21 protein-coding genes and 2 tRNA genes are annotated in these 23,191 nt (G+C 42.1%); 15 read left to right on the forward strand and 8 right to left on the reverse strand.

The genetic code is table 11. The features are described 5' to 3' along the window. The first annotated feature begins 753 nt into the window (after nt 1-753). The 5 genes from FTV31_RS12790 (at nt 754) to sucD (ending at nt 8,562) form a co-directional block, all read left to right on the forward strand. Complete coding sequence (locus tag FTV31_RS12790; RefSeq protein WP_180015182.1) at nt 754-3,576, forward strand: 2-oxoglutarate dehydrogenase E1 component; 2,823 nt, start codon at nt 754-756, stop codon at nt 3,574-3,576. Between the two features lie 18 nt (nt 3,577-3,594). Continuing rightward, nucleotides 3,595-4,815, forward strand: a complete 1,221-nt coding sequence (gene odhB / locus FTV31_RS12795; RefSeq protein ID WP_005234619.1) for a 2-oxoglutarate dehydrogenase complex dihydrolipoyllysine-residue succinyltransferase — start codon at nt 3,595-3,597, stop codon at nt 4,813-4,815. A gap of 60 nt (nt 4,816-4,875) precedes the next feature. Further along, nucleotides 4,876-6,309, forward strand: a complete 1,434-nt coding sequence (gene lpdA / locus FTV31_RS12800; protein WP_004782973.1) for a dihydrolipoyl dehydrogenase — start codon at nt 4,876-4,878, stop codon at nt 6,307-6,309. Nucleotides 6,310-6,493: 184 nt separating this feature from the next. Next, nucleotides 6,494-7,660, forward strand: a complete 1,167-nt coding sequence (gene sucC / locus FTV31_RS12805; protein ID WP_104426439.1) for an ADP-forming succinate--CoA ligase subunit beta — start codon at nt 6,494-6,496, stop codon at nt 7,658-7,660. Between the two features lie 11 nt (nt 7,661-7,671). Further along, entirely contained in the window at nt 7,672-8,562 is an 891-nt protein-coding gene (gene sucD / locus FTV31_RS12810; protein ID WP_004782969.1) for a succinate--CoA ligase subunit alpha, read from the forward strand. A gap of 101 nt (nt 8,563-8,663) precedes the next feature. On the opposite strand, the gene FTV31_RS12815 is transcribed toward sucD, so the two are convergent. From FTV31_RS12815 to FTV31_RS12825, 3 genes are all read right to left on the reverse strand, one after another. Beyond that, nucleotides 8,664-10,382 (reverse strand): flotillin family protein, encoded by a 1,719-nt coding sequence (locus FTV31_RS12815; protein ID WP_180015184.1) that lies wholly within the window; start codon nt 10,380-10,382, stop codon nt 8,664-8,666. A gap of 52 nt (nt 10,383-10,434) precedes the next feature. After that, entirely contained in the window at nt 10,435-11,070 is a 636-nt protein-coding gene (locus tag FTV31_RS12820; protein ID WP_004782965.1) for a YqiJ family protein, read from the reverse strand. A 270-nt stretch (nt 11,071-11,340) separates the two neighbouring features. Then, nucleotides 11,341-11,883 (reverse strand): hypothetical protein, encoded by a 543-nt coding sequence (locus FTV31_RS12825; protein WP_180015186.1) that lies wholly within the window; start codon nt 11,881-11,883, stop codon nt 11,341-11,343. A 317-nt stretch (nt 11,884-12,200) separates the two neighbouring features. Between FTV31_RS12825 and cysD the strand changes: the two genes are divergently transcribed. Further along, nucleotides 12,201-13,115 carry a sulfate adenylyltransferase subunit CysD gene (gene cysD, locus FTV31_RS12830; protein ID WP_034170514.1) on the forward strand — a complete coding sequence of 305 codons (915 nt, stop codon included), beginning with the start codon at nt 12,201-12,203 and terminating at the stop codon, nt 13,113-13,115. 164 nt (nt 13,116-13,279) lie between these two features. Next, nucleotides 13,280-14,893, forward strand: coding sequence for a sulfate adenylyltransferase subunit CysN (gene cysN, locus FTV31_RS12835; RefSeq protein WP_180015188.1), 1,614 nt, complete (start codon nt 13,280-13,282; stop codon nt 14,891-14,893). Between the two features lie 43 nt (nt 14,894-14,936). On the opposite strand, the gene FTV31_RS12840 is transcribed toward cysN, so the two are convergent. Next, entirely contained in the window at nt 14,937-16,232 is a 1,296-nt protein-coding gene (locus FTV31_RS12840; protein ID WP_180015190.1) for a hypothetical protein, read from the reverse strand. Between the two features lie 115 nt (nt 16,233-16,347). On the opposite strand from FTV31_RS12840, the gene FTV31_RS12845 reads away from it, so the two are divergent. From FTV31_RS12845 to FTV31_RS12855, 3 genes are read left to right on the forward strand one after another with little or no spacing between them, the layout of a single operon-like run. Continuing rightward, on the forward strand, nt 16,348-16,854 hold the full coding sequence (locus FTV31_RS12845) for a PadR family transcriptional regulator (RefSeq protein WP_180015192.1): 507 nt from the start codon (nt 16,348-16,350) through the stop codon (nt 16,852-16,854). 9 nt (nt 16,855-16,863) lie between these two features. Further along, nucleotides 16,864-17,175 (forward strand): DUF3861 domain-containing protein, encoded by a 312-nt coding sequence (locus tag FTV31_RS12850; RefSeq protein WP_180015194.1) that lies wholly within the window; start codon nt 16,864-16,866, stop codon nt 17,173-17,175. A gap of 18 nt (nt 17,176-17,193) precedes the next feature. Further along, a complete protein-coding gene (locus FTV31_RS12855; RefSeq protein ID WP_180015196.1) occupies nt 17,194-17,454 on the forward strand; it encodes a DUF2798 domain-containing protein in 261 nt (86 codons plus the stop codon). Between the two features lie 18 nt (nt 17,455-17,472). Here FTV31_RS12855 and FTV31_RS12860 read toward each other — a convergent pair whose 3' ends face one another. Both FTV31_RS12860 and FTV31_RS12865 read right to left on the reverse strand, forming a co-directional pair. Continuing rightward, nucleotides 17,473-17,823: a co-chaperone YbbN gene (locus tag FTV31_RS12860; RefSeq protein WP_180015198.1), complete on the reverse strand. Its 351-nt coding sequence runs from the start codon at nt 17,821-17,823 to the stop codon at nt 17,473-17,475. A gap of 24 nt (nt 17,824-17,847) precedes the next feature. Then, nucleotides 17,848-18,288 (reverse strand): N-acetyltransferase, encoded by a 441-nt coding sequence (locus tag FTV31_RS12865; protein WP_180015200.1) that lies wholly within the window; start codon nt 18,286-18,288, stop codon nt 17,848-17,850. A 129-nt stretch (nt 18,289-18,417) separates the two neighbouring features. Here FTV31_RS12865 and FTV31_RS12870 point away from each other — a divergent pair, with 129 nt between their 5' ends. The 3 genes from FTV31_RS12870 to FTV31_RS12880 all read left to right on the forward strand — a co-directional run bounded on the left by FTV31_RS12870 (nt 18,418) and on the right by FTV31_RS12880 (nt 20,893). Then, on the forward strand, nt 18,418-19,410 hold the full coding sequence (locus FTV31_RS12870) for an NAD(P)H-quinone oxidoreductase (RefSeq protein ID WP_180015201.1): 993 nt from the start codon (nt 18,418-18,420) through the stop codon (nt 19,408-19,410). 237 nt (nt 19,411-19,647) lie between these two features. After that, complete coding sequence (locus FTV31_RS12875) at nt 19,648-19,848, forward strand: hypothetical protein (protein ID WP_004782944.1); 201 nt, start codon at nt 19,648-19,650, stop codon at nt 19,846-19,848. Between the two features lie 139 nt (nt 19,849-19,987). Next, on the forward strand, nt 19,988-20,893 hold the full coding sequence (locus FTV31_RS12880; RefSeq protein WP_180015202.1) for a YafY family protein: 906 nt from the start codon (nt 19,988-19,990) through the stop codon (nt 20,891-20,893). 131 nt (nt 20,894-21,024) lie between these two features. Here FTV31_RS12880 and FTV31_RS12885 read toward each other — a convergent pair. Both FTV31_RS12885 and FTV31_RS12890 read right to left on the reverse strand, forming a co-directional pair. Then, nucleotides 21,025-21,110, reverse strand: a tRNA-Leu gene (locus tag FTV31_RS12885). Between the two features lie 11 nt (nt 21,111-21,121). After that, a tRNA-Cys gene (locus FTV31_RS12890) sits at nt 21,122-21,195 on the reverse strand. 153 nt (nt 21,196-21,348) lie between these two features. On the opposite strand from FTV31_RS12890, the gene folD reads away from it, so the two are divergent. After that, nucleotides 21,349-22,197: a bifunctional methylenetetrahydrofolate dehydrogenase/methenyltetrahydrofolate cyclohydrolase FolD gene (folD, locus tag FTV31_RS12895; protein ID WP_034704935.1), complete on the forward strand. Its 849-nt coding sequence runs from the start codon at nt 21,349-21,351 to the stop codon at nt 22,195-22,197. A 161-nt stretch (nt 22,198-22,358) separates the two neighbouring features. Then, a complete protein-coding gene (locus tag FTV31_RS12900; RefSeq protein WP_180015203.1) occupies nt 22,359-23,027 on the forward strand; it encodes a methyltransferase in 669 nt (222 codons plus the stop codon). Nucleotides 23,028-23,191: the final 164 nt, after the last annotated feature.

The raw sequence follows: 23,191 nt of genomic DNA on the forward strand, positions 1-23,191 counted from the left end.
TAAATGAACAGGAGTCGTGAAAACTGCTGTTATTGGTGCTGTATCTCATATGATCAAATCGGGTGATGAGTCATTGCAGAGCATTCTGGTCGGATTTATGCACTATTATGATGTTGTTTGAGGTATTTATGATTTTTAGATGTAATTCTGGACTGAAAAAGGTTTTCAATAATGTTATTATATAACGCAAAGTTGTAAAGGGAGTGGATTGGAAGATTTACTCTCTTTTTGTTTATCAAAAAGATGTAGGACTTAAGTCTACGCTGAATGTGTTTTTCATTTAAAGCTCCCTATGTTAGAGTAATTTCTGACGGAAGTATTTGACTAAAAAACATGCGTTCCTCGTCAAAAAAATCAATTGATTAGTCGAGATCGTGATAGCATTTAGCACAAGACTATATTTAAAAAATGTGTGGGCCGATGTACATTTTTTAAACACGGAAGAAGTTGAGACTGGTATATAAATGTAAGTCAAAGTCGCTTTAGAAAAAATATAGTTTAAATCTTTGTTTTTTCTAAGTCGATTTGCAAAAAATTGCTCGGTCACGATCGGGTATTCAATGAGTGATGATGCCGCTGAGGGGCGTTATTGTTCATTAAACATATCAAGAATTTTCTTGGTGTGGTGATAACGCCTCATGGCTTATGCCTTATGGGGGACTAATGTTGAATTATCAATTTGACATTACTAATCCTGGGTTTTGCTTAAAAAGCATCCTGAAAATGTTTTTGCAATAGGAAATGGGTCCACAAATGCAAGAAGTTGCTGACGCTCTGCGTCTTGACACTGAACTTTCCGCTGATAGTGCAGCGTATATTGAAGAACTTTATGAGCAGTACCTCACTGCTCCAGACTCAGTGGGTGCTGACTGGAGAGCGTACTTCGATAAATTCCCAAAAGGTGATCAACCACACAGCAATGTACGTGAGCAATTCCTACTTTTAGGTCGCAATTCAAGCCGTATTCAGCCTGTTATCCAATCGACAGTAAGTTCAGAGCATGAACGTCGTCAAATTGGCGTTTTACAGCTGATTGCTGCGTACCGTAACCGTGGCCACCAAAAAGCAAAATTGGATCCATTAGGTCTGGCTAAACGTGAAGTTGTGCCAGATCTTGATCTTTCTGCGCACGGTTTAACTCAGTCTGATCTGGACACTATATTCAATACCGGTAACCTTGCGATTGGTAAGGAAGCAGCGACTTTGGGTGAAATGGTCCAAGCGATGGAAGCGACTTACTGTAGCTCTATCGGTGCTGAATACATGCACATCGTGGATACCAAAGAAAAACGCTGGATCCAGCAACGTCTTGAAAGCGCACGTGGTCAATATGGACTAAGTGCTGATCAGAAAAAACATGTTCTTGAACGTTTAACTGCAGCTGAAGGTCTGGAAAAATACCTCGGTAATAAATTCGTGGGTGCAAAACGTTTTGGTGTTGAAGGTGGTGAATCTTTCATTCCTATGGTGAATGAATTGATCCAGCGTGCCGGTTCTGTAGGCTGTAAAGAAGTCGTGATCGGTATGCCACACCGTGGTCGTCTGAACCTTCTGGTTAACATCATGGGTAAAAACCCGGCTGACCTGTTTGGTGAGTTCGAAGGCAAATCACTGCACAAGAAAGGTTCTGGTGACGTTAAGTATCACCAAGGTTTCTCTTCTAACGTGATGACTCCAGGTGGTGAAGTTCACTTGGCATTGGCGTTCAACCCATCTCACCTTGAAATTGTTGGACCTGTAGTTGAAGGTTCTGTACGTGCTCGTCAAGTACGTCGTAAAGATATCGGTGGTGATGACGTATTACCAATCATCGTTCACGGTGACGCAGCATTTGCAGGTCAAGGCGTAAACCAAGAAACCTTCCAAATGTCACAAACTCGTGGTTACACCGTTGGTGGTACAGTTCACATCGTAGTGAACAACCAGGTTGGTTTCACCACTTCTGATCCACGTGACGCGCGTTCTACTGAATATTGTACTGACATTGCGAAAATGATTCAGGCACCGATTTTCCACGTCAACGGTGATGATCCAGAAGCAGTACTATTTGTTGCTCAATTGGCGCATGATTTCCGTCATACATTCCGTAAAGACGTCGTGATCGACATGTTCTGTTACCGTCGTCGTGGTCATAACGAAGCGGATGAACCAGCAGCAACTCAGCCAATGATGTACCAAGTGATCAACAAAAAAGCGACAACTCGTACGCTTTATGCTGACAAACTGGTTCAAGAAGGTGTACTTGATCGTGCTACTGCAGATCAAATGGTTGAACAATACCGTTCTGATCTTGAAGCAGGTAAACATGTTGCCAATGCACTGGTTCTAGAACCGAACAAAAAAATGTTTGTAGACTGGACACCGTACCTGGGTCATGAATACACAGACGTTTGGGATACTACATTCCCAGAAGAGCGCCTGAAAGAACTTGGTCGTAAAATGCGTGAGCTTCCAGAAGGCTTCGTAATGCAACGTCAAGTTTCTAAAGTGATTGACGACCGTCTGAAAATGCAGACTGGTGAAATGCCACTGAACTGGGGTGCTGCTGAAACTCTGGCTTATGCAACACTGCTAGACGAAGGTTACCTGGTACGTTTGACTGGTGAAGACGTGGGTCGTGGTACCTTCTCACACCGTCATGCAAAACTGCACAACCAGGTAGATGGTTCTGTATACATTCCACTTTGCCATATCAAAGAAAACCAACCACGCGTTGCGATCTATGACTCTTTATTGTCTGAAATGGCAGTACTGGCATTCGAATACGGTTATGCAACAACTCTGCCTAAGAGCCTGATCATCTGGGAAGCTCAGTTCGGTGACTTCGCTAACTGTGCACAGGTCGTAATCGACCAGTTCATCTCATCTGGTGAAACCAAATGGGAACGTGTATGTGGTCTGACTATGCTTCTGCCACACGGCTTCGAAGGTCAAGGTCCAGAGCACTCATCTGCACGTCTGGAACGCTTCCTGCAATTATGTGCTGAAGAAAACATGCAAGTGTTAACACCAACTACACCTGCTCAGATCTTCCACGCATTGCGTCGTCAAGCTATCCGTCCGATCCGTAAACCAATGATCGTCATGTCACCTAAATCATTGCTTCGTCACAAGTTAGCGGTGTCTAACCTGGAAGAACTGGCTAACGGTACATTCCAGACTGTGATCGACGAAGTAGATAACATCAATAAAGCAGATGTAACCCGTCTGGTATTGTGTGGTGGTAAGGTTTACTACGATCTGGTTGAAAAACGTCGTGAAAAAGAATTGAACAACACTGCAATTGCACGTATTGAACAATTGTATCCGTACCCAGAAGCACGTCTTGCAGAAGTTCTTGCTCAGTATCCAAACGTGAAAGAACTGGTTTGGGCACAAGAAGAACCGAAAAACCAAGGTGCTTGGTTGTTCATCGCGCCTCGTTTATATGACGATGTGATGAAAGCGGGCAAACAAATCCGTATTAGTTACGCAGGCCGTGAAGCTTCAGCTGCACCGGCGTGTGGTTCACCATACTTGCATGCAAAACAACAAGCTCAGCTCGTTAACGACGCTCTAGCGATCGATGCTGAATAATCCAGGAGATTCTAAATAATGGCAACCGAAATTAAAGCACCGGTATTTCCAGAGTCAGTTGCGGACGGTACGATCGCAACTTGGCACAAACAACCAGGTGAAGCAGTATCACGTGATGAAGTGATCTGTGATATTGAAACTGATAAAGTTGTTTTAGAAGTTGTTGCTCCTGCAGACGGTACAATTGCATCAATCGTTAAAAATGAAGGCGATACAGTGCTTTCTGCTGAAGTGATTGCACAGTTCGAAGAAGGTGCTGTATCTGGCGCAACTCAAACTCAAGCAGTTCAATCTGAAACTGAAGCATCAGTAGAGCAAGCTGCTGCAAAAACTGAAGCGGGTAATGCACCGATCGTTGAGCGTCAACAGGTTCAAGACCAGGCTCCAGCAGTACGTAAAGCATTAACTGAATCTGGTATCAATGCTGCTGACGTATCAGGTACAGGTCGTGGCGGTCGCATCACTAAAGAAGATGTTGCGAACCACCAGTCTAAACCTGCAGCGCCTGCTGCTGCACCGTTAAGCGTTGCGGTTGGCGAACGTATTGAAAAACGAGTTCCAATGACTCGTCTGCGTAAACGTGTTGCTGAACGTCTGCTTGCTGCAACTCAAGAAACAGCAATGTTAACTACGTTCAACGAAGTAAACATGAAACCAATCATGGAAATGCGTAACCAGTACAAAGAAGCGTTTGAAAAACGTCATGGTGCGCGTCTAGGCTTCATGTCATTCTTCGTTAAAGCTGCGACTGAAGCACTGAAACGCTATCCAGCAGTGAATGCGTCTATCGATGGCGACGACATTGTTTACCATGGTTACTATGACATCGGTGTAGCAGTTTCTTCTGACCGTGGTTTGGTGGTTCCTGTACTTCGTGATACAGACCGCATGAACTATGCTGAAGTTGAAAACGGTATCCGTGCATACGCTGGTAAAGCGCGTGAAGGTAAACTTGCAATCGAAGACATGACTGGTGGTACTTTCACAATTACCAACGGTGGTACTTTCGGTTCATTGCTTTCAACTCCAATCTTGAACACTCCACAAACTGCGATTCTGGGTATGCATAAAATCCAGGAACGTCCTATGGCAGTGAATGGTCAGGTTGAAATCTTGCCAATGATGTACCTAGCGCTTTCTTATGACCACCGTCTAATCGATGGTAAAGAAGCTGTAGGTTTCCTTGTAACAATCAAAGAATTGTTAGAAGAACCAGCTCGTCTGATCCTTGATCTTTAATTCTAAAGAATAAATCCATGGGCTTAGGGTGATCCTCTAGGCCCATTTTTGGAGAGAATAATGTCTCAACAATTCGATTTAGTTGTAATCGGTGGTGGCCCAGGTGGCTACGAAGCTGCAATTCGTGCTGCACAGCTTGGTTTTAAAGTTGCGTGTATCGAAAAACGTATTCATAAAGGTAAACCTTCTTTAGGCGGTACTTGCTTAAATGTAGGTTGTATTCCTTCTAAAGCACTTTTAGATTCTTCTCACCGTTATGAAGATACTGTTAAGCATTTAGATGACCACGGTATTACAACGGGTGAAGTTGCTTTCGATTTGTCTAAAATGCTGGCGCGTAAAGACAAAGTCGTTGAGCAATTGACTGGTGGTGTTGCGCAGTTACTTAAAGGTAATGGCATTGAATGGTTACAAGGTACTGGTAAATTACTTGCTGGTAAAAAAGTTGAGTTTGTACCGCATGAAGGTGAAACTCAGGTTTTAGAGCCTAAATATGTCATCCTTGCATCTGGTTCTGTACCAGTCAATATTCCAGTTGCTCCTGTAGATCAAGACCTGATCGTGGACTCAACTGGTGCGCTTGAATTCCCAGAAGTGCCTAAACGTCTTGGTGTGATCGGTGCTGGTGTAATCGGTCTTGAACTTGGTTCAGTATGGCGTCGTCTGGGTGCGGAAGTTGTTGTATTTGAAGCAATGGACGCATTCTTGCCAATGGCTGACAAAGCATTGGCAAAAGACTACCAAAAACTGCTGACTAAACAAGGTCTTGATATCCGCATTGGTGCAAAAGTTTCTGGTACTGAAGTTAACGGTCGTGAAGTGACTGTTAAATACAGCCAGGGCGGCGAAGACAAAGAACAGACTTTCGATAAACTGATCGTTTGTGTAGGCCGTCGTGCTTATGCTGAAGGCCTATTGGCTGAAGACTCAGGTATCAAACTGACTGAGCGCGGTCTGGTTGAGGTAAACGACTGGTGTGCAACTTCTGTTGAAGGCGTATACGCAATCGGTGACTTGGTACGTGGTCCAATGCTTGCACATAAAGCAATGGAAGAAGGCGTAATGGCTGTTGAACGTATCCACGGTCATGCTGCTCAAGTGAACTACGACACTATCATTTCTGTCATCTACACTCATCCGGAAGCTGCTTGGGTAGGTTTAACAGAAGAGCAAGCCAAAGAAAAAGGTCATGAAGTGAAAACTGGTCAATTCGGTTTTGCTGTAAATGGTCGTGCTTTGGCTGCTGGTGAAGGTGCCGGTTTCGTGAAGTTTGTTGCTGATGCAAAAACTGACCGTCTACTTGGTATGCACGTGATTGGACCTGCTGCGTCTGACATCGTTCACCAAGGTATGATTGCACTTGAGTTTGTATCTTCAGTTGAAGATCTACAGTTGATGACTTTCGGTCACCCAACATTCTCTGAAGTGGTACATGAAGCTGCTCTTGCAGTCGATGGTCGTGCGATCCACGCGATCCAACGTAAGCGTAAGTAATTCTTCGAAGAGCGGCTCAGGCCGCTCTTTTTACATTTGGTGGTTGTTTTTGAATGAATAATCATCTAAAAATAAAGATAAGTAAAATCTAAGATCCAAAAATACCAATATTGATTGATGTGAACCAAGAAATATTGGGAAAACGTGTAATAACAAAGTCAAATAAGTAGTAAAAGGTTAATCAATGAATTTACATGAGTATCAAGCAAAAGCGTTATTAAAAAAATATGGGATGCCTGTACAAGAAGGTATTCTTGCTACCAATGCTGAGGAAACAGTACATGCTTTTGAGCAGCTTGGTGGGAAGTTTGCGGTATTAAAAGCGCAGGTTCACGCAGGTGGTCGTGGCAAAGCGGGTGGGGTAAAAGTGGTAAAGTCGGCTGAAGAAGCAGCTGAATATGCCAATCAGATTATTGGTTCACGTTTAGTGACCTATCAAACCGATGCAAATGGTCAACCAGTCAATAGTATTTTGGTGTCTGAAGATGTTTATCCGGTCGAGCGTGAACTCTATTTAGGTGCAGTGGTAGACCGTTCTAGCCGTCGTATTACTTTTATGGCATCCACTGAAGGTGGTGTCGAAATTGAAAAAGTTGCAGAAGAAAATCCTGAAAAAATCATTAAAGTCGAAGTTGATCCTTTAGTAGGATTATTGCCATTTCAGGCGCGTGAAGTGGCGTTTGCACTTAAGTTAAAAGATAACCAGATCAACCAATTTGTCAAAGTCATGACAGCTGCTTATCAAGCTTTTGTCGAAAATGATTTTGCTTTATTTGAAATCAACCCGCTCTCTGTACGTGAAAATGGTGACATTCTTTGTGTCGATGCCAAAGTCGGCATTGATTCGAATGCACTGTACCGCCTGCCTGAAGTCGCAGTTTTACGTGATAAATCACAAGAAAATGAGCGTGAGCTGAAAGCGTCTGAATTTGATCTGAACTATGTAGCGTTAGAAGGCAATATCGGTTGTATGGTCAATGGTGCCGGTCTTGCGATGGCAACCATGGACATTATCAAGCTTTATGGTGGTCAGCCAGCCAATTTCCTGGATGTGGGTGGTGGTGCAACCAAAGAGCGTGTAATTGAAGCATTTAAAATTATCTTGGCAGATTCTTCTGTACAAGGTGTCTTGATTAATATTTTTGGTGGAATTGTACGTTGTGACATGATTGCTGAGGCAATTATTGCAGCGGTTCAGGAAGTAAATGTCACTGTGCCTGTGGTTGTTCGCCTTGAAGGGAACAATGCAGAGCTTGGTGCCAAGTTACTGGATGAATCTGGTTTGAAATTGATTTCTGCAAATGGCCTGGCCGATGCTGCAGAAAAAATTGTTGCTGCAGTAAAAGCTTAAGGAGTATCACAATGAGCGTATTAATTAATAAAGACACCAAAGTTTTAGTCCAAGGCTTTACAGGTAAAAACGGCACATTCCACTCTGAACAGGCTATTGCCTACGGTACTAAAGTGGTTGGTGGGGTAACACCGGGCAAAGGCGGTCAATCACATCTGGATTTGCCGGTATTTAATACTATGCGTGAAGCGGTGCAAGAAACCCAGGCTGATGCTTCTGTGATTTATGTGCCAGCACCTTTTGTCCTGGATTCTATTGTAGAAGCAGTTGACTCAGGTATTGAACTGATCGTTGTGATTACTGAAGGTGTACCAACCCTGGATATGCTGAAAGCCAAACGTTATTTAGAAACCAATGGTAATGGCACGCGTCTGATTGGTCCAAACTGTCCGGGTATCATTACGCCAGGCGAGTGTAAGATCGGGATTATGCCGGGTCATATTCACCAGCCAGGTAAGATCGGCATTATCTCACGTTCAGGTACTTTGACTTATGAAGCGGTTGCACAAACCACTAAACTAGGTCTTGGACAGTCTACCTGTATCGGGATCGGTGGTGATCCGATTCCAGGCATGAACCAGATTGATTGCTTGAAACTGTTCCAGGAAGATCCACAAACTGAAGCCATTATCATGATTGGTGAAATTGGCGGTACTGCTGAGGAAGAAGCAGCTGAGTATATTCAGTCACATGTGACCAAGCCAGTGGTAGGTTATATCGCTGGTGTAACAGCGCCGAAAGGTAAGCGTATGGGTCACGCAGGTGCCATCATTTCTGGCGGTAAAGGAACTGCTGAAGAGAAGTTTGCAGCTTTTGAACGCGCGGGAATGGCGTATACACGTAGTCCTGCAGAGTTGGGTTCAACCATGCTTGAGGTTTTGAAAGAAAAAGGTTTGGCTTAATTTATTAAGCTGATAAAAAGCCCTCAATATTGAGGGCTTTTTTATAATTGCTGTAAAAGGAGATTAAAGTCTAACTAAATGATAATTCGAAAATTGAGTATTTAGTTATCTATACCAGCTTTAGCTTTCAGGCTTTGAGTCATCCCATTGATGTCACCACCCTGAATGCCTAATTCATTCATCAGGCTATCAATCAAAGGTGCCTGGCTACGATAACGCAAAGCACTATTCACCACCTGATCGGAGAGGGCAACATTGCCGCCTTCATGATGGGCATTTGCTTGGCAAGAACCCGCATATGTGCCATGTAGGCCATTGACTTGCAGAATCTTGATGTCATCAATGTTTTCCATCGGCTTAACACTTTCACGAATGATTTCAGGTAAGTATTTCAGCATGGCTAGCCGGATTTGCATTTCCACCTGTTCAGATGACAGTACATTATTTGCTTCATTCACTGCGCGAGTACCTTCAGCATCGACTTGATACTGTTTCTCCATCGCTTGAGCAAGTAATACTTTGGCATCCGCTTCACCTTTAGCTTTCAGGCGAACTTTTTCAGCTTCGGCTTCAGCGGCAATACGAACCGCTTCTGCATCATCAGCTGCTGCCTGTTTGCCAGCTTCAGCTGCAACGGTAATGGCAATTGCATCTTTCTCAGCCTGTTCTTTGGCTGCAACCAGTTCAACTGCTTTTTGACGTTCAGCTTGCTGGATCTGACGGACAGTAACGACTTCTTCTTCCGCTTTAACCGCTTGAGCACGTGCCTGATCAGCTAAAGCTTTGGCTTCAGATTCAGCACGTGATTTTTCTGCAATCGCAATTGCACGATCTTGTTCAGCCAGTTCAATCGTTTTCTTCTGTTCAACTTGGGCTTTTTGAATAAGCTGGGCTTTCTGAATGTTTTCATTTTCAACATCACGAGCCGCCAAAATGCGTTTCAGTTCTACTTCACGTTCAGCAGCAATACGAGCTTCTTCCGCTTCACGTTTTTTTGCAGCTTCCTGAGCTGCAATTTCAGCTAACTGTTCAGCGCGGCGAATCGAAATTTCACGTTCCTGTTGCAGCTTGGCATATTCTTCTTCACGGATAATTTGCAGACGTGCTTGCTCGGCTTCCAGATTTTTGGCTTTAATGGCCAGATCTGTATCCTGTTCAATATGATTACGCTTACGGCGACGATCTTCAATCGTTTCAGTGAGTTTGGTCAAACCTTCAGCATCGAAAGCATTTTGTGGATTGAAATATTTAAAGCCAGTTTGATCTAAGCCAGTTAAAGAAACAGTTTCCAGTTCCAGACCATTTTTGTGCAGATCTTCGGATACCACTTGCTGTACTTTTTGTACGAAGTCGACGCGTTTCTCATGCAATTCTTCCATCGCCATTTCAGCGGCAACGGCGCGTAAAGAGTCGACAAATTTACCTTCAACCAGATTTTTCAGTTCATTTGGTGACATGGTCTTTTGACCAAGCGTTTGTGCAGCAGTGGCAATCGAATCTGCAGTAGGCTTTACGCGCACATAGAATTCAGCCATTACATCGACACGCATGCGATCACGGGTAATCAGCGCCTGATCATCGGCACGACGGACTTCCAGACGCAAGGTATTCATATTGACTGGAATGATTTCATGTAGCACCGGTAGCACCAAAGCCCCACCGCCTAAAATCACTTTTTCACCACCCCAACCGGTACGCACAAAAGAAATCTCTTTACTGGAACGACGGTATAAACGTGCAATGATTAATCCGAAGGTAACAAGGCCAACGAATATAATCCCCGCAATAATCAAAACATTATATAAATCAAAATTTAGCATTGTTATAAAGTCTCTTTTGGGCAAGCTTAATTTTTATAGGAAATTGGTTTAATTAAAGTTCAATAGCCTGAAAGCCATTTTTAGTTTTTTGAGTCAGAACAACTGTCTGACCTTGATTAAATATTTCATTACGTTCAGGTTCGACCAGCACATAATGGGTCTTACCATGCTGATCCTGAACTTTGGCCTGAGCAGGGGAGTTAGCTTTGGCATCTCCCAGAATAATCGTGGCGGTTCGTCCGATCAGTTCATCGCTATAGATCGCGATGGTTTCATCCTGAGGCAGAATTTTGGCAGCAAGCACGGACAGCCCACGTACAATCGGCATGCATAAAAATAAACAGGCAGGGGAAATAATCCATGCATTTAAAAGCTGACTGGTAAATCGTTCGAACAGGCCTTGGATCAATAAACCGCTCAGACCATAACTGGTCAGGAAAATAATGAGCCAGATAAAGAGAGGCAGGCGACCCAGATAAAGCCAGTCGAATACTTTATTGAACAGGCCGGTCTGCTGATCAATACCTACTTCCGGATGAAGCGGTTCTTCAGGCAGAAATTGTTCGAACATATTCTGGGAACCACCTCCCAGCATCAGCAAGACACATTCCAAGGCAGCAAACATCAGCATCAGGCTTAAACTGATACTAAATACAATGTTGGAAGGATGAATGAACAGTTCCCACATGAGTTTCTGTCTCTAATTATGGTTTTATAGAAATTTTATGACCCTGTTAAAGATAACAGTTATTAATAAAATTGTAAGCAAAAAAACAACAAAAATCCCAATCGGGATAGCTTGATAAAATCCAAAATTTAACAATATGTGATGAGCTTTTCTTAGCTGCAAATAAGTGTCGACTATTTTATAGGTGGGCGAATCTGAGGTTTTATCTCAAGAATAGAAAAGCAATTGTGTACATTTGCTTTTCTGTCCCTAGGTAGATGTATAAAAGAATTAAAGGATGGCGGTCTGGATACGGACTTTCATTTCTAGGGCTTGTTGCAGGATATAGTTCTTCATCCATTGCACCTGTTCGCCCATTGGATTGGTTTTTACTGCAGTCTCCAGAAATTTAAGTTCAGGCTGATTAAATAATTGTTCGTCGAGAGCCTGTTCCAATGCCTGAGTATTTGCAGACAAAGGAAGGGCCACCAAGAAAAAGGCTTTAGGATAGTTATAGAAAGCATAAAGCAGATTGAAAGCTTTTTGATCACTTCTCAGATTGCCGGCACCTATTTCGTAACCTGCCTGCTGGTTGCTATAAGTCATACCGAGCAGGTATTCCCATTGATCGTTCAGCTTACGCAGGCCAAACTGCATGCCAATCTGATCCGCGGTCAATTCATGCTGGATATAAATGTTTAAAGGACTGCCATCTTCAGTATAAGGTTCCTGAAGAACCAAAATATGTTGCTGGTGCTGGTAAATAAAACCGGCAAGTTTTGCCTGTTCCAGACGGGATTTTAAAGTATCTAAATCAAATTCGTTATAAGGCATACATAGTTTATAAATTGGAAGAACTAATCCTACTCTAATTTTTTTTCACCACGATGTGAACTGTCCGTTTAGATGATTAATATATCATTTCATTGCTAAAAGTAATCTTCCAGAGTGCTTTGACTAAACAATCAATTGTCTTTATTTAGCTAAGCTATCAGATTCATAAAAACTGATAGTTGATATTAGTGAATTTTTATATGACGTTTTAATATATGAATATCACAAAACAAGCAATCGTTATGAAAAGTTAATCACTATAATGAATATAAATTTTATAAAGTGTAATAAGTACACGTGTAATACGCAGGTTGTCCATGTCATTAAATGAGGAAAGACTTACTCATCTTAAACAGCTTGAAGCTGAGAGTATTCACATCATTCGCGAAGTTGCTGCCGAGTTTGAAAATCCGGTTATGCTTTATTCAATCGGTAAAGATTCAGCAGTCATGCTGCATTTAGCACTGAAAGCGTTTTATCCTGCAAAACTTCCATTCCCGCTACTTCATGTAGATACCGGCTGGAAATTCAAAGACATGATCAAGTTCCGTGACAACATGGCCAAAGAACATGGCTTTGATCTGATCGTGCATCAGAACAAAGAAGGTCGTGATGCGGGCGTAAACCCATTCGACTATGGTAGCTCTAAATATACTGACATTATGAAAACCCAAGGCTTGAAACAGGCACTGGATAAATATCAGTTTGATGCTGCTTTCGGTGGTGCACGTCGTGACGAAGAAAAATCACGTGCCAAAGAACGTGTTTATTCATTCCGTGACTCTAAACACCGTTGGGATCCGAAAAACCAGCGTCCAGAACTTTGGAACCTTTACAATGGTAAAGTGAACAAAGGCGAGAGTATTCGTGTATTCCCGCTATCTAACTGGACTGAGCTAGACATCTGGCAATATATCTACCTAGAAAATATCAAACTTGTTCCATTGTACTTAGCTGCTGAACGTCCAGTCGTTGAGCGTAATGGTACGCTGATCATGGTTGATGATGAGCGTATGCGCCTGAATCCAGGCGAAGTGCCACAAATGAAATCGGTTCGTTTCCGTACTTTAGGTTGTTACCCATTAACGGGTGCGGTTGAGTCAACTGCAACAACTTTACCGGAAATTATCCAGGAAATGCTTTTAGCGACCACATCTGAACGTCAAGGCCGTATGATCGACCATGACGAAGCAGGTTCGATGGAAAAGAAAAAGCAGGAAGGTTACTTCTAAGAATCTTGAGAAATCTCCCCCTAATAATCTCCTTGCGCAGCAGTGCTGCTCACCCTCTTTACCAAAGAGGGGCTTAAAAAAGCGGAGCAAAGTTTCCCTTAACAAAGGGAGATTTAGAGGGATTAAAAGAAACCGATTTCAACGTATTTGTGGAGCTATGAGCGATGTCTCACCAATCAGAACTTATTAGCCAAGACATTTTGGCTTATTTGAAACAGCACGAAAATAAAGATTTATTGCGTTTCCTGACTTGCGGTAACGTGGATGATGGTAAATCAACCCTGATCGGCCGTCTGCTTTACGATTCAAAACTGATTTATGAAGATCAGCTGCAAGCGGTTACCCGTGACTCTAAAAAAGTGGGTACCACTGGCGATGCACCTGACTTGGCATTACTAGTTGATGGTCTGCAAGCTGAACGTGAGCAGGGTATTACCATTGATGTGGCTTACCGCTATTTCTCTACTGAAAAACGTAAGTTCATCATTGCCGACACCCCGGGACACGAACAGTACACCCGTAACATGGCCACTGGTGCGTCTACTGCGGATCTTGCCATTATCCTGATTGATGCACGTTATGGTGTTCAGACTCAAACACGTCGTCACTCATTCATTGCGAGCCTTTTAGGTATTCGTAATATCGTGGTTGCAGTGAACAAAATGGACCTGGTTGAATTCTCTGAAGCCCGCTTCAATGAAATTCAGGCTGAGTACAATGAGTTTGTGAACCAGTTGGGTGATCGTAAACCTGAAAATATTGTATTCACGCCAATTTCTGCATTGAACGGTGATAATGTTGTAAACAAATCACCAAATACGCCGTGGTACCAAGGTCAGACCTTAATGGAGACTTTGGAAACTGTAGAAATTACACGTAATACCAGCAAAGACGAATTCCGTTTCCCAGTTCAGTACGTTAACCGTCCTAACCTCGACTTCCGTGGTTTCTGCGGTACCATCGCGCTGGGTGAAGTGAAAGTTGGCGATGAAATTGTTGCGCTGCCATCTGGCAAGAAATCAACAGTAAAAGAAATTGTGACTTTTGACGGTAATCTGGATCACGCGGTTGCAGGTCAGGCAATTACATTAACACTGAACGATGAAATTGATATTTCACGTGGTAACGTGTTGGTGAAAGCCGGTGAACAACCGTTAATTTCACGTTCTGCTCGCGCATCTGTAGTATGGATGAATGATCAACCGCTCGTGGTTGGCAAACTTTATAATGTGAAGTTTGGTACTCAGACCATTCCAGCGAAAGTTGCGAAAATTAACTACCGTACCAATGTCAATACATTGGAAAAACTACAAGTTGAGCAACTGGATCTGAATGCGATTGCTGACTTGACTATCGAATTTGATGCGCCAGTGGTATTTGACCGTTATCAAGATAGCCGTTACACAGGTTCATTCATCTTCATCGACCGTCTAAGCAACGTGACTGTTGGTGCGGGTATGGTTGAAGCTGCAGTGGAATGGACTGCACACAACGAGCCTGTGACTGCCGAAGCACGTGCTGCACGTTTAGGTCAAAAACCTGCTGCGGTCACTGTAACTGCGAAAGCACTGGAAAATGCTCAAGCACTTGAAAGCCTGTTGATTCAGCAAGGTGTAGTTGCAATTGCGAAAGCGGGTCTGACTGATGTACAGGTTGCACTTGTACGTGAAACAGGTGTGGTGGTGATTACTGACCTTGCAGAAGGTACAGATGTGACTTATACAGCCGATGCAGTTGAAGAACTGGCTGAGAAAATTGTGGAATTGGTTCGTCTATAAGATTGAATTGATTTAAAAGAAACCCGCCTGATGGCGGGTTTTTTTATGTGGATGTTTCAGAGTCTTTAGATTTTGAACTCATACTGGGTAAGATTTTCTCAAGAAGAGAATCTGACTTAGCTGTTTCCATTCCATCGGATGGATTCTTCTTAAATGCATCTAAATTAATTTCTAAAAGTTTAGTTTGTAGATAGATGGAGTCATCATTTTCGGAATTTAAGTCTGAAATTTCTGATTTATATTTTTCAAAAGAGCGAGCTAAGGCTTCTTTATGTCCATACTCTTGTTCTAATTTAGAATATTTGTTTAGATTTATGTTGGCTACAGTGGCTATCCAAATTAGTGGGATATTTAAAATGAGTCTTACTGTAATCGAGGTTAAGCTTATTTTATCAAGTTTAGTAAAGTCGATAGTGTTAAAATTAAAATATACAAGTAATATTAGGACACCAATAAAAATTACGGCATTGAGCACTTGTCTGTTTCTTGCTTGTTTACCTTTTTCATGGAAGCCTCCTGCTAAGCCAGCATTACTGGCTTGATTCAGTACTTTTACAGCTTCTTTCTCTGTTGCTTCAAGTGTTTCAAGGCGTTTAGATAAGATTTTTTCTAACGATGGATTTTGATCATCACCAAAAATTTTTAGATAAAATTTATCAAGACTAGCCTTTTGCTTATCAAACATTGTTGAAAATGATGATATCTTGTCTCCACTTTCATTGACCTCGTCATTGAATAGATAATTATAATATTCATCGATTTCCTGATATTTCTTTTTTATTGCTTGTTCGCGTGAAGTTTCTATTCCTTCTACAACAACATCATTATTGAATAGGTAAGAATATAATTCTTTATTTTTTGATGATAATTTTTCTAACTTTTGGCTGTAACTTAATTCTTCTCCTTCATTTGGAGTAAAGTACTTTTGAAACTCGTTGTTCAGCTTATCCGCTTCATTGTATAAATTGGCTAGATTATCAGGCTCTAGTAATTCTTGTAATGTTTGTCTAGTTGTAACCCCATCATCATATTGATAATCTATTAATTGTTTTATATCGCTAACTTTATTTTTTAAATCCAATAATTCTGAAATTTCTAAACTTAATTGTTTTTTCTGCTCTTTAATTTCATGAATTTCTAACTGTAATGATTCAATTTCGCTCTTAATTAATTTAGCAGCTGCAGTGCGTCCATCAGTTATATGCTCAAGATTGTCAGCTAATGTGTATTTGGCTGATAGTTTTCCATGTAGTGCACTAAGTTGTCGAAGAGCTTGTTCTACCTCTTTTCGCTCGCCATCTGTCATACCAGAAGAGAGCATATCTCTGATTTTCCCCATAAAAGTAACTCAAAAAAGCAAATTGGTTAAATATTACACTATTTAGTTATTGTTTGATTAATTATTTTAACTTATGTAAGATATATCTTAAATAATATTAAGATATATCTTTCCTATGCCAAAATCAGATCTGATTGTAGATATCGAAAGCGCAGCTAAACCGCGAAAACGCCTGTTTGAAGCAGGTGAAATGAAGCTGTTGGTACTACATTTTATCGCCCAGCAGCCCAAATTCAGCTACGACATTATTAAAGAAGTAGCTGCTCTAGTCGGGGGGAACTATAAGCCGAGTACAGGTACGATCTGCCCAACAATTAACTACCTTGAAGAACAGCAATATACCCAAGTGGTTATGAGTGCTGATGAACGCAAGCAATACCACATTACAGGCAAAGGCCGTGAACATCTTAAAGATAGTCAGGAAACTCTACAAAGAGTTCTTAACCGTTTTGAAACTCGTCGCCGCATTCAAGAAGATGAGCGCTATATTGATATCCATAATTCAATGGAAAGCCTGAAAGCTTCATTACGATTCAAACTGCAAAATGAACTTAGTCCAGAGCAGATCAGTGATATTGCTGCCCAGATCGAACAGGCTGCAATCAATATCCGTCAACTATAGGAGCAGGGTATGAAACAACATCTCTATGAAGTGACTGTTCAACATCTGGCTGATGCTCAAGGTAATCCATCCACCTATACTGAGGAGCTACAGTTTCAGGTGGGTAATCACGATGACATCTTTAAAATACTGGAAAAACTTCAAGCCAGTCAGTTGCTGGATGAGGAAAGTACCAAGGCATTTGCTGTTGGTTTAAAACTGTTTAGTGAAGTTATGCTGGAAAATAAAGAATTACCACTCTTTAAGGAATTCATGCCTCAATTTGCCCAGTTTATGAAATCCCTGAAACAGGCGGTTAAAGCACAAAGTGAAGAACAGTAAGTATTCTAAAGGTCATTTATGAAAAACAATCTCCCCAAATTTCACCCAAAACATCTGAACTGGTTAATGCCCTTAATCCTTTCCGGCATTATGAGTGGTGCAATCTCCTGTTTTAACATGTTGCTGAATAAAGGCTGGAGCGATGCGTTTATCTCGCTATGGTTACATGCTTGGGGTCTGTCATGGCTGGTAGCATTTCCACTGATTCTGCTTGTCTTGCCGCTGGTACGTAAACTCCTGATGCAGTTTGTGCAGATGCCAGATCAATCTGCTAAATAAAAGATTGATCCGCTTGAATCAGTCGGAATCGGATGATTCATTTAGAACTTGAAACAAAATAGATTTCATTTCAGTTAGGCTTTTCACACCAGCAATACGATGAATGATCTGCCCATTTTTAAAGATCAGGGTAGAGGGCAAGCTATAGACGTTATAGCGTAAGGTCAGAATCGGTGATTGATCGACATTGATTTTACCGAACTTAATTTCTGGATCATGCCCAGCATATTGTGCTGCCAGTTCCTCAAAAAACGGAAAATTCTGTACGCAAGGCTTGCACCAGTCAGCATAGAAACGGATTACAGCAAGGCCTTCAAACCATTCGAAGTTACTGTAATTATCTTCATTGTAGGCGATGACTGCTGACATGAATTTGCTCTCATCATTTCAAAATTAAGATTTAAACCAGCTCATAGTGAGTTCAGCCTGACCGGTATTTTCATCAACTCCCTGAGTGATCATCTTAAAACCCTGCTTTTGGTAAAAATGAACTGCTGATGTATTTGCAGCATAGACATTTAAATGTAGTTGATTACATTGCTGTTCTAAGAAATCAACCAAACGGCGGCCATAGCCAGCACCTTGCTGCTCAGGATCAATGAAAAGTGCAGCTAATATATTTTCCGATTTTAATAACGAAACAAAGCCAAGCACCGTATGATTTTCTTTAAGGACATAGTTTTCTGCTAAGGGCAAATATACTTCTCGCATTGGAAGCAGCTGATTTACCCAATAACTAGCAGGAATAAAATCATGTGCCTTTAAAGAAGCCTGGAACCAGATTTCAAGAATAGCGTCGATATCCTCGGTTTTCGCTTTTGTAATTATTATCATTGGTGGTCTTATATCAATTTACTAAATAGGCATCTGATTATACATAAGTCCATGCTGCTTCAAACCATAGCATTTCTATGTTCAAATAAGTTCGAAAAATATGAAACGTGAATATTAGGGAAAGAATCCATGACGCAACACAGCATGCAACAAGTCATCATTACAGAACCGGGTGGTGTAGAGAAACTCGCTTATGAAACCGTTGCCATCCCTGAACCTAAAGCAGACGAAGTGCTGGTCAAGGTGCATGCTTTCGGGATTAACCGTCCGGATATCTTGCAGCGTCAGGGCTTGTATCCAATGCCTAAGGGCGTGACTCCTGTACCGGGTCTGGAAGTTGCCGGTGAAGTGGTTGCAGTCGGGAGTGAAGTAAGCCAGTTTAAAGTAGGTGACAAAGTCTGTGGTCTGACCAATGGCGGTGGTTATGCAGAATATTGCGTCGTGCCTGAAAGTCAGACTTTAAACATTCCTGAAGGCGTGAGCTTTGTACAGGCTGCAGCGATTCCTGAAACCTTTTTCACTGTCTGGGCAAATGTGTTTCAGATGGGTAAGGCTAAGGCAGGGGAAACGGTGCTGATTCATGGCGGTACCAGCGGGATTGGGACCACGGCCTTAATGCTGTGCAAATCTCTAGGAATCAAAACCTTTGCGACAGCAGGCAGTGATGAAAAAATCCAGGCGATTTCACACCTGACCACAGGAATCAATTACAAGACCCAAGACTTTGAGCAGGTCATCAATGAAGCCACGGATAATGCCGGTGTAGATGTAATTCTGGATATGGTGGGTGCACCGTACCTGGAGAAAAATCTGAATCTGCTGCGTCGTGATGGTCGTCTGGTGTATATCGCATTCCTGGGCGGTGCTAAGGCTAAGGAGGTAAAATTGGGTCAAATCATGATGAAGCGTTTGACCATTACCGGCTCTACTATGCGTGCACGCAATACGGCTGAGAAAGCTGAAATTGCCCAAGGCCTGAAAGAGCATGTGGCGCCACTCTGGGCAAAAGGTGAATGTTTACCGATGATTTATAAAACCTTCAAGTTTGACCAGATTCAGGATGCGCATGCAGCGATGGATACAGGTGAACATATCGGTAAGATTGTGGTGGAAATCATCTAATTATTCTTGTGATAGAAATACTAAAAGCCAACTTTAGTTGGCTTTTATTTTGCATAAAAAACGATAACTAATTTAAACTAATTGCTTGAAATAGGGATATAAATTTTAAAAAACGGTAAAAAGAGCCTATTATTCGACACAACCTGTCAAAACTGAGGAGTAAATTAGCGCTTAAATATAATCTGACTAAATTGTTTGGTATTAGATGAAATGTCACGTATTAAAAGGAAGTATATTATGAAGATAGTGTCGACCCCTTATACGCATGAACATGGCTTTCGTGCTTTGAAGCGTTTGCATAAAGCAATTATCCGTAATCAGTTGCTTCGTTCCGATTTACACAAGCTGTATCAAGCCATGTTGCATCTGGAACGCTATATGGAACGGCTGAGCCACTCAGCACCGAAACCTCACTACAAACGTCGTAAAAAATCTTAAAAAACCCCTTGCCTATTAGCCTTAAGTTGAAGTGAATAACTCTAATCTCGTTTTTATTTGGCTGTATAATTTTCCCATAATTTAAAAATTCTAAGCAGATGATTCATTGTGCTGCACAAGCGGCACGAAGAGGGTATTTATGAAGGGCAATGCGTCAACGCATGAGCGCCTCGCAGACCGTTTGGCAAATATTTTAACCAAACTTAATATAGGGCATCAGTTAAGTGTACAGGAGCTGGCACGAGAATTTCAGGTCAGCACCCGTACCATTGAGCGTGATTTTGTTCGTCTGAATGCGTATTTACCGCTCATACAGGATGAAAATACCAAACGCTATTATCTTGAGCCTTCATATTTAGGGCGTTTCAAGTTGCAGGATATCCAGAATTTTGCACAGTTGTCCGGAATCAGTGAGCTGTATCCGGCACTGGATATGTCTTTTATTCGTGAATTGCTGGATGAGCGGGCAAATCAGGTATTTTCGGCAAAAGGCTATTATTTTGAAGATGCCAAACAGTTTGCCGAGCATTTCAAGCTGCTTGCAGGGGCGATCTATAAACGGCAGCAGATTGAGCTGCAATATTCCAATCAAGCACGGATCATCCAGCCATACCGATTGATTCATCATCATGGCATCTGGTATCTGGCCGGTGTCACTGAAGGTGAGCTCAAAACCTATCGTTTAAGTCAGTTGCAGGAAGTCAAACTGGTTTTTGAAAATGAAAGCTTTGAGCATGATCCTGAAGTTTTGAAAATGCTGGCAGATGAAGACAGCATCTGGTTTGGCCAGCAAAAACAGCAGATTTTGATGAAGGTGCAACCTGAAGTCACGGTATTTTTTAAAGAGCGCCGTTTATTTCCGGAACAGCAGATCGAACAGGAATCAGAGTCTGGAGAATTGTTGATTAGTTGTCAGATTCGTCATGAAATGCAGTTGCTGCCACTGGTACGTTACTGGCTACCGCATGTAAAGATCATTGAACCGATTCATTTTCAGGAAAAACTAGAACAGGATCTAGAAGGTTATTTACGCTCTGCTGGATAATATTTTGAAAGCAGAGCAGGTTGGCGAATGCTAATAAAATTCTATTGAGAACTAGATTTAGCAAATTACAGGCATAAAAAAACCAGCTTTCGCTGGGTTCTTTATTTACACCATCTTCAGTAGTAGAAGAATGGTGCCCGAGGCCAGACTCGAACTGGCACGCTTTGTGGGCGGGGGATTTTAAATCCCCTGTGTCTACCGATTTCACCACTCGGGCTTTAACAAGATTGGAGGCGGAGGTCGGAATCGAACCGGCGTCCACGGAGTTGCAGTCCGCTGCATGACCACTCTGCCACCCCGCCGCGTCTTGTTGATGCGTATATTATCAAGCTCTGAAAAAAAAACAATAGGATATTCATTTGTATGCGCATAAAAACAGCATATGGCGGAAAATATTCAGAATTATCATGTAGAATGTGCAAAATTGATTCATATCAACACTTGGGAGAAGTGCCGTGGCATTAGTTCTAGACGGTCGTGCATTAGCGAAGCAAATTGAAGCTGACTTGTTAACTCGCGTAGAAGCGCTGAAAGCAAAGTCAGGTCGTACTCCAATTCTTGCGACTATTTTGGTGGGTGACGATGGCGCATCTGCAACTTATGTACGTATGAAAGGCAATGCTTGCCGCCGTGTTGGTATGGATTCATTAAAAGTTGAGCTTCCAAAAGAAACGACTACTGAAGAATTGCTTGCTGAAATTGAAAAATTGAATGCAAATCCGGATGTTCACGGTATTCTGTTACAACATCCGGTTCCTGCACAAATTGATGAACGTGCTTGTTTCGATGCAATCTCGCTTGAAAAAGATGTAGATGGTGTGACTTGCCTGGGTTATGGTCGTATGGCGATGGGTGAAGCAGCTTACGGTTCTGCTACTCCTGCAGGTATCATGACCATCCTGAAAGAAAACAATATTGAAATCGCAGGTAAACATGCGGTAGTGGTTGGTCGTTCTGCGATTCTAGGTAAACCAATGGCAGCAATGTTGCTTGAAGCGAATGCTACAGTGACTATTTGCCATTCACGTACTCAAAACCTTCCAGAATTTGTAAAACAAGCTGACATTATCGTGGGTGCGGTGGGTAAAGCTGAACTGATCCAGAAAGACTGGATTAAACCAGGTGCAGTGGTTGTTGATGCTGGCTTCCACCCACGTGATGGCGGTGGTGTGGGTGATATTCAATTAGTCGGTATCGAAGAAATCGCTTCTGCTTATACCCCAGTTCCGGGTGGTGTAGGTCCTATGACAATCACTACGCTGATTCGTCAAACTGTAGAAGCTGCTGAGAAGGCTTTGGGTTAATGCTGTCTCCCTCTCCCTATGGGAGAGGGTTGGGGTGAGGGTTTTTTTAAAGTTAATCCTCTCCCTAGCCCTCTCCTTTAATAAAGGAGAGGGAACTTTCTTTATTAATTTGGGTTTCGTGTTTGAAACTAAAATTCTGAATATTCAAAAATAAAAATCCAATGAGCTGTACTTTCCAATTTCCTAAAGCCCCTAAGCATCTGCTTCAAGCCTTACATCAAGTCATTCCCAATTGTGAACTAACGGCACAACAACTGCCGGAAACACCAATTTCACTTTGGCTGATTCCACCAGTCTTTCCGACAGACAAACTTGACGATGAAGTGATTCGCCGGATCTGGAATGATACGCCGTACTGGATCTTCTGCTGGGCATCAGGACTGGCAATGGCACAGTGGTTGCTGGCTGAACCGCATCATGTCAAAGACAAAGTCGTACTGGATTTTGGTGCTGGTTCCGGTGTTGTTGCGATTGCAGCGAAAATGGCAGGAGCCAAACGTGTGATCTGTTGTGATATCGATCAGGTCAGTCTGAATGCCTGTCGTGCCAATGCTGAGTTAAATGATGTTGAGCTGGAATATCTGGATGATCTCTATAAAGCAGAACAGGTGGATATACTGCTAGCGGCAGATGTGCTTTATGATCAGTGTAACCGTTTCTTCCTGGATGAATTCCTGAAATTTGCACCAGAAGTCTGGGTCGCAGATAGTCGGGTGAAAAATTTTAGTCATCCGCAATATCTCAAACTGGATGAACGTAGTGCGACTACCTGGCCAGATCTGGATGAATCACCAGAATTCCGTAATGTCAGCTTCTATCGAACTAAATAACATCCAAGAATTGAAAAAGAAAAAAAGGGCATCAAGCCATTGCTGTCCCACAATTTTTTACAAGAGGAAGCTCAAATGAGCTTCCTCTTGTTTTATGGGTATTTTATCGGGTGAAAATAAAGCTTTTAAAGTTCTTCTTTCAAACAAATTCACTTGAATTATTC

The sequence above is a fragment of the Acinetobacter sp. YH16031 genome, from assembly GCF_013417335.1.
Taxonomy (GTDB): domain Bacteria; phylum Pseudomonadota; class Gammaproteobacteria; order Pseudomonadales; family Moraxellaceae; genus Acinetobacter.

Bases quoted from the DNA above. Each gene is read 5' to 3' on its own strand.
- FTV31_RS12875 (WP_004782944.1), top strand. From the start codon at position 19,648: ATGAAGATAGTGTCGACCCCTTATACGCATGAACATGGCTTTCGTGCT.
- FTV31_RS12815 (WP_180015184.1), bottom strand. From the start codon at position 10,382: ATGCTAAATTTTGATTTATATAATGTTTTGATTATTGCGGGGATTATA.
- odhB (WP_005234619.1), top strand. From the start codon at position 3,595: ATGGCAACCGAAATTAAAGCACCGGTATTTCCAGAGTCAGTTGCGGAC.
- FTV31_RS12845 (WP_180015192.1), top strand. From the start codon at position 16,348: ATGCCAAAATCAGATCTGATTGTAGATATCGAAAGCGCAGCTAAACCG.
- FTV31_RS12880 (WP_180015202.1), top strand. From the start codon at position 19,988: ATGAAGGGCAATGCGTCAACGCATGAGCGCCTCGCAGACCGTTTGGCA.
- lpdA (WP_004782973.1), top strand. From the start codon at position 4,876: ATGTCTCAACAATTCGATTTAGTTGTAATCGGTGGTGGCCCAGGTGGC.
- FTV31_RS12860 (WP_180015198.1), bottom strand. From the start codon at position 17,823: ATGTCAGCAGTCATCGCCTACAATGAAGATAATTACAGTAACTTCGAA.
- FTV31_RS12870 (WP_180015201.1), top strand. From the start codon at position 18,418: ATGACGCAACACAGCATGCAACAAGTCATCATTACAGAACCGGGTGGT.
- FTV31_RS12850 (WP_180015194.1), top strand. From the start codon at position 16,864: ATGAAACAACATCTCTATGAAGTGACTGTTCAACATCTGGCTGATGCT.
- FTV31_RS12840 (WP_180015190.1), bottom strand. From the start codon at position 16,232: ATGGGGAAAATCAGAGATATGCTCTCTTCTGGTATGACAGATGGCGAG.
- cysN (WP_180015188.1), top strand. From the start codon at position 13,280: ATGTCTCACCAATCAGAACTTATTAGCCAAGACATTTTGGCTTATTTG.
- FTV31_RS12790 (WP_180015182.1), top strand. From the start codon at position 754: ATGCAAGAAGTTGCTGACGCTCTGCGTCTTGACACTGAACTTTCCGCT.
- sucC (WP_104426439.1), top strand. From the start codon at position 6,494: ATGAATTTACATGAGTATCAAGCAAAAGCGTTATTAAAAAAATATGGG.
- FTV31_RS12855 (WP_180015196.1), top strand. From the start codon at position 17,194: ATGAAAAACAATCTCCCCAAATTTCACCCAAAACATCTGAACTGGTTA.
- sucD (WP_004782969.1), top strand. From the start codon at position 7,672: ATGAGCGTATTAATTAATAAAGACACCAAAGTTTTAGTCCAAGGCTTT.
- FTV31_RS12820 (WP_004782965.1), bottom strand. From the start codon at position 11,070: ATGTGGGAACTGTTCATTCATCCTTCCAACATTGTATTTAGTATCAGT.
- cysD (WP_034170514.1), top strand. From the start codon at position 12,201: ATGTCATTAAATGAGGAAAGACTTACTCATCTTAAACAGCTTGAAGCT.
- FTV31_RS12825 (WP_180015186.1), bottom strand. From the start codon at position 11,883: ATGCCTTATAACGAATTTGATTTAGATACTTTAAAATCCCGTCTGGAA.
- FTV31_RS12900 (WP_180015203.1), top strand. From the start codon at position 22,359: ATGAGCTGTACTTTCCAATTTCCTAAAGCCCCTAAGCATCTGCTTCAA.
- FTV31_RS12865 (WP_180015200.1), bottom strand. From the start codon at position 18,288: ATGATAATAATTACAAAAGCGAAAACCGAGGATATCGACGCTATTCTT.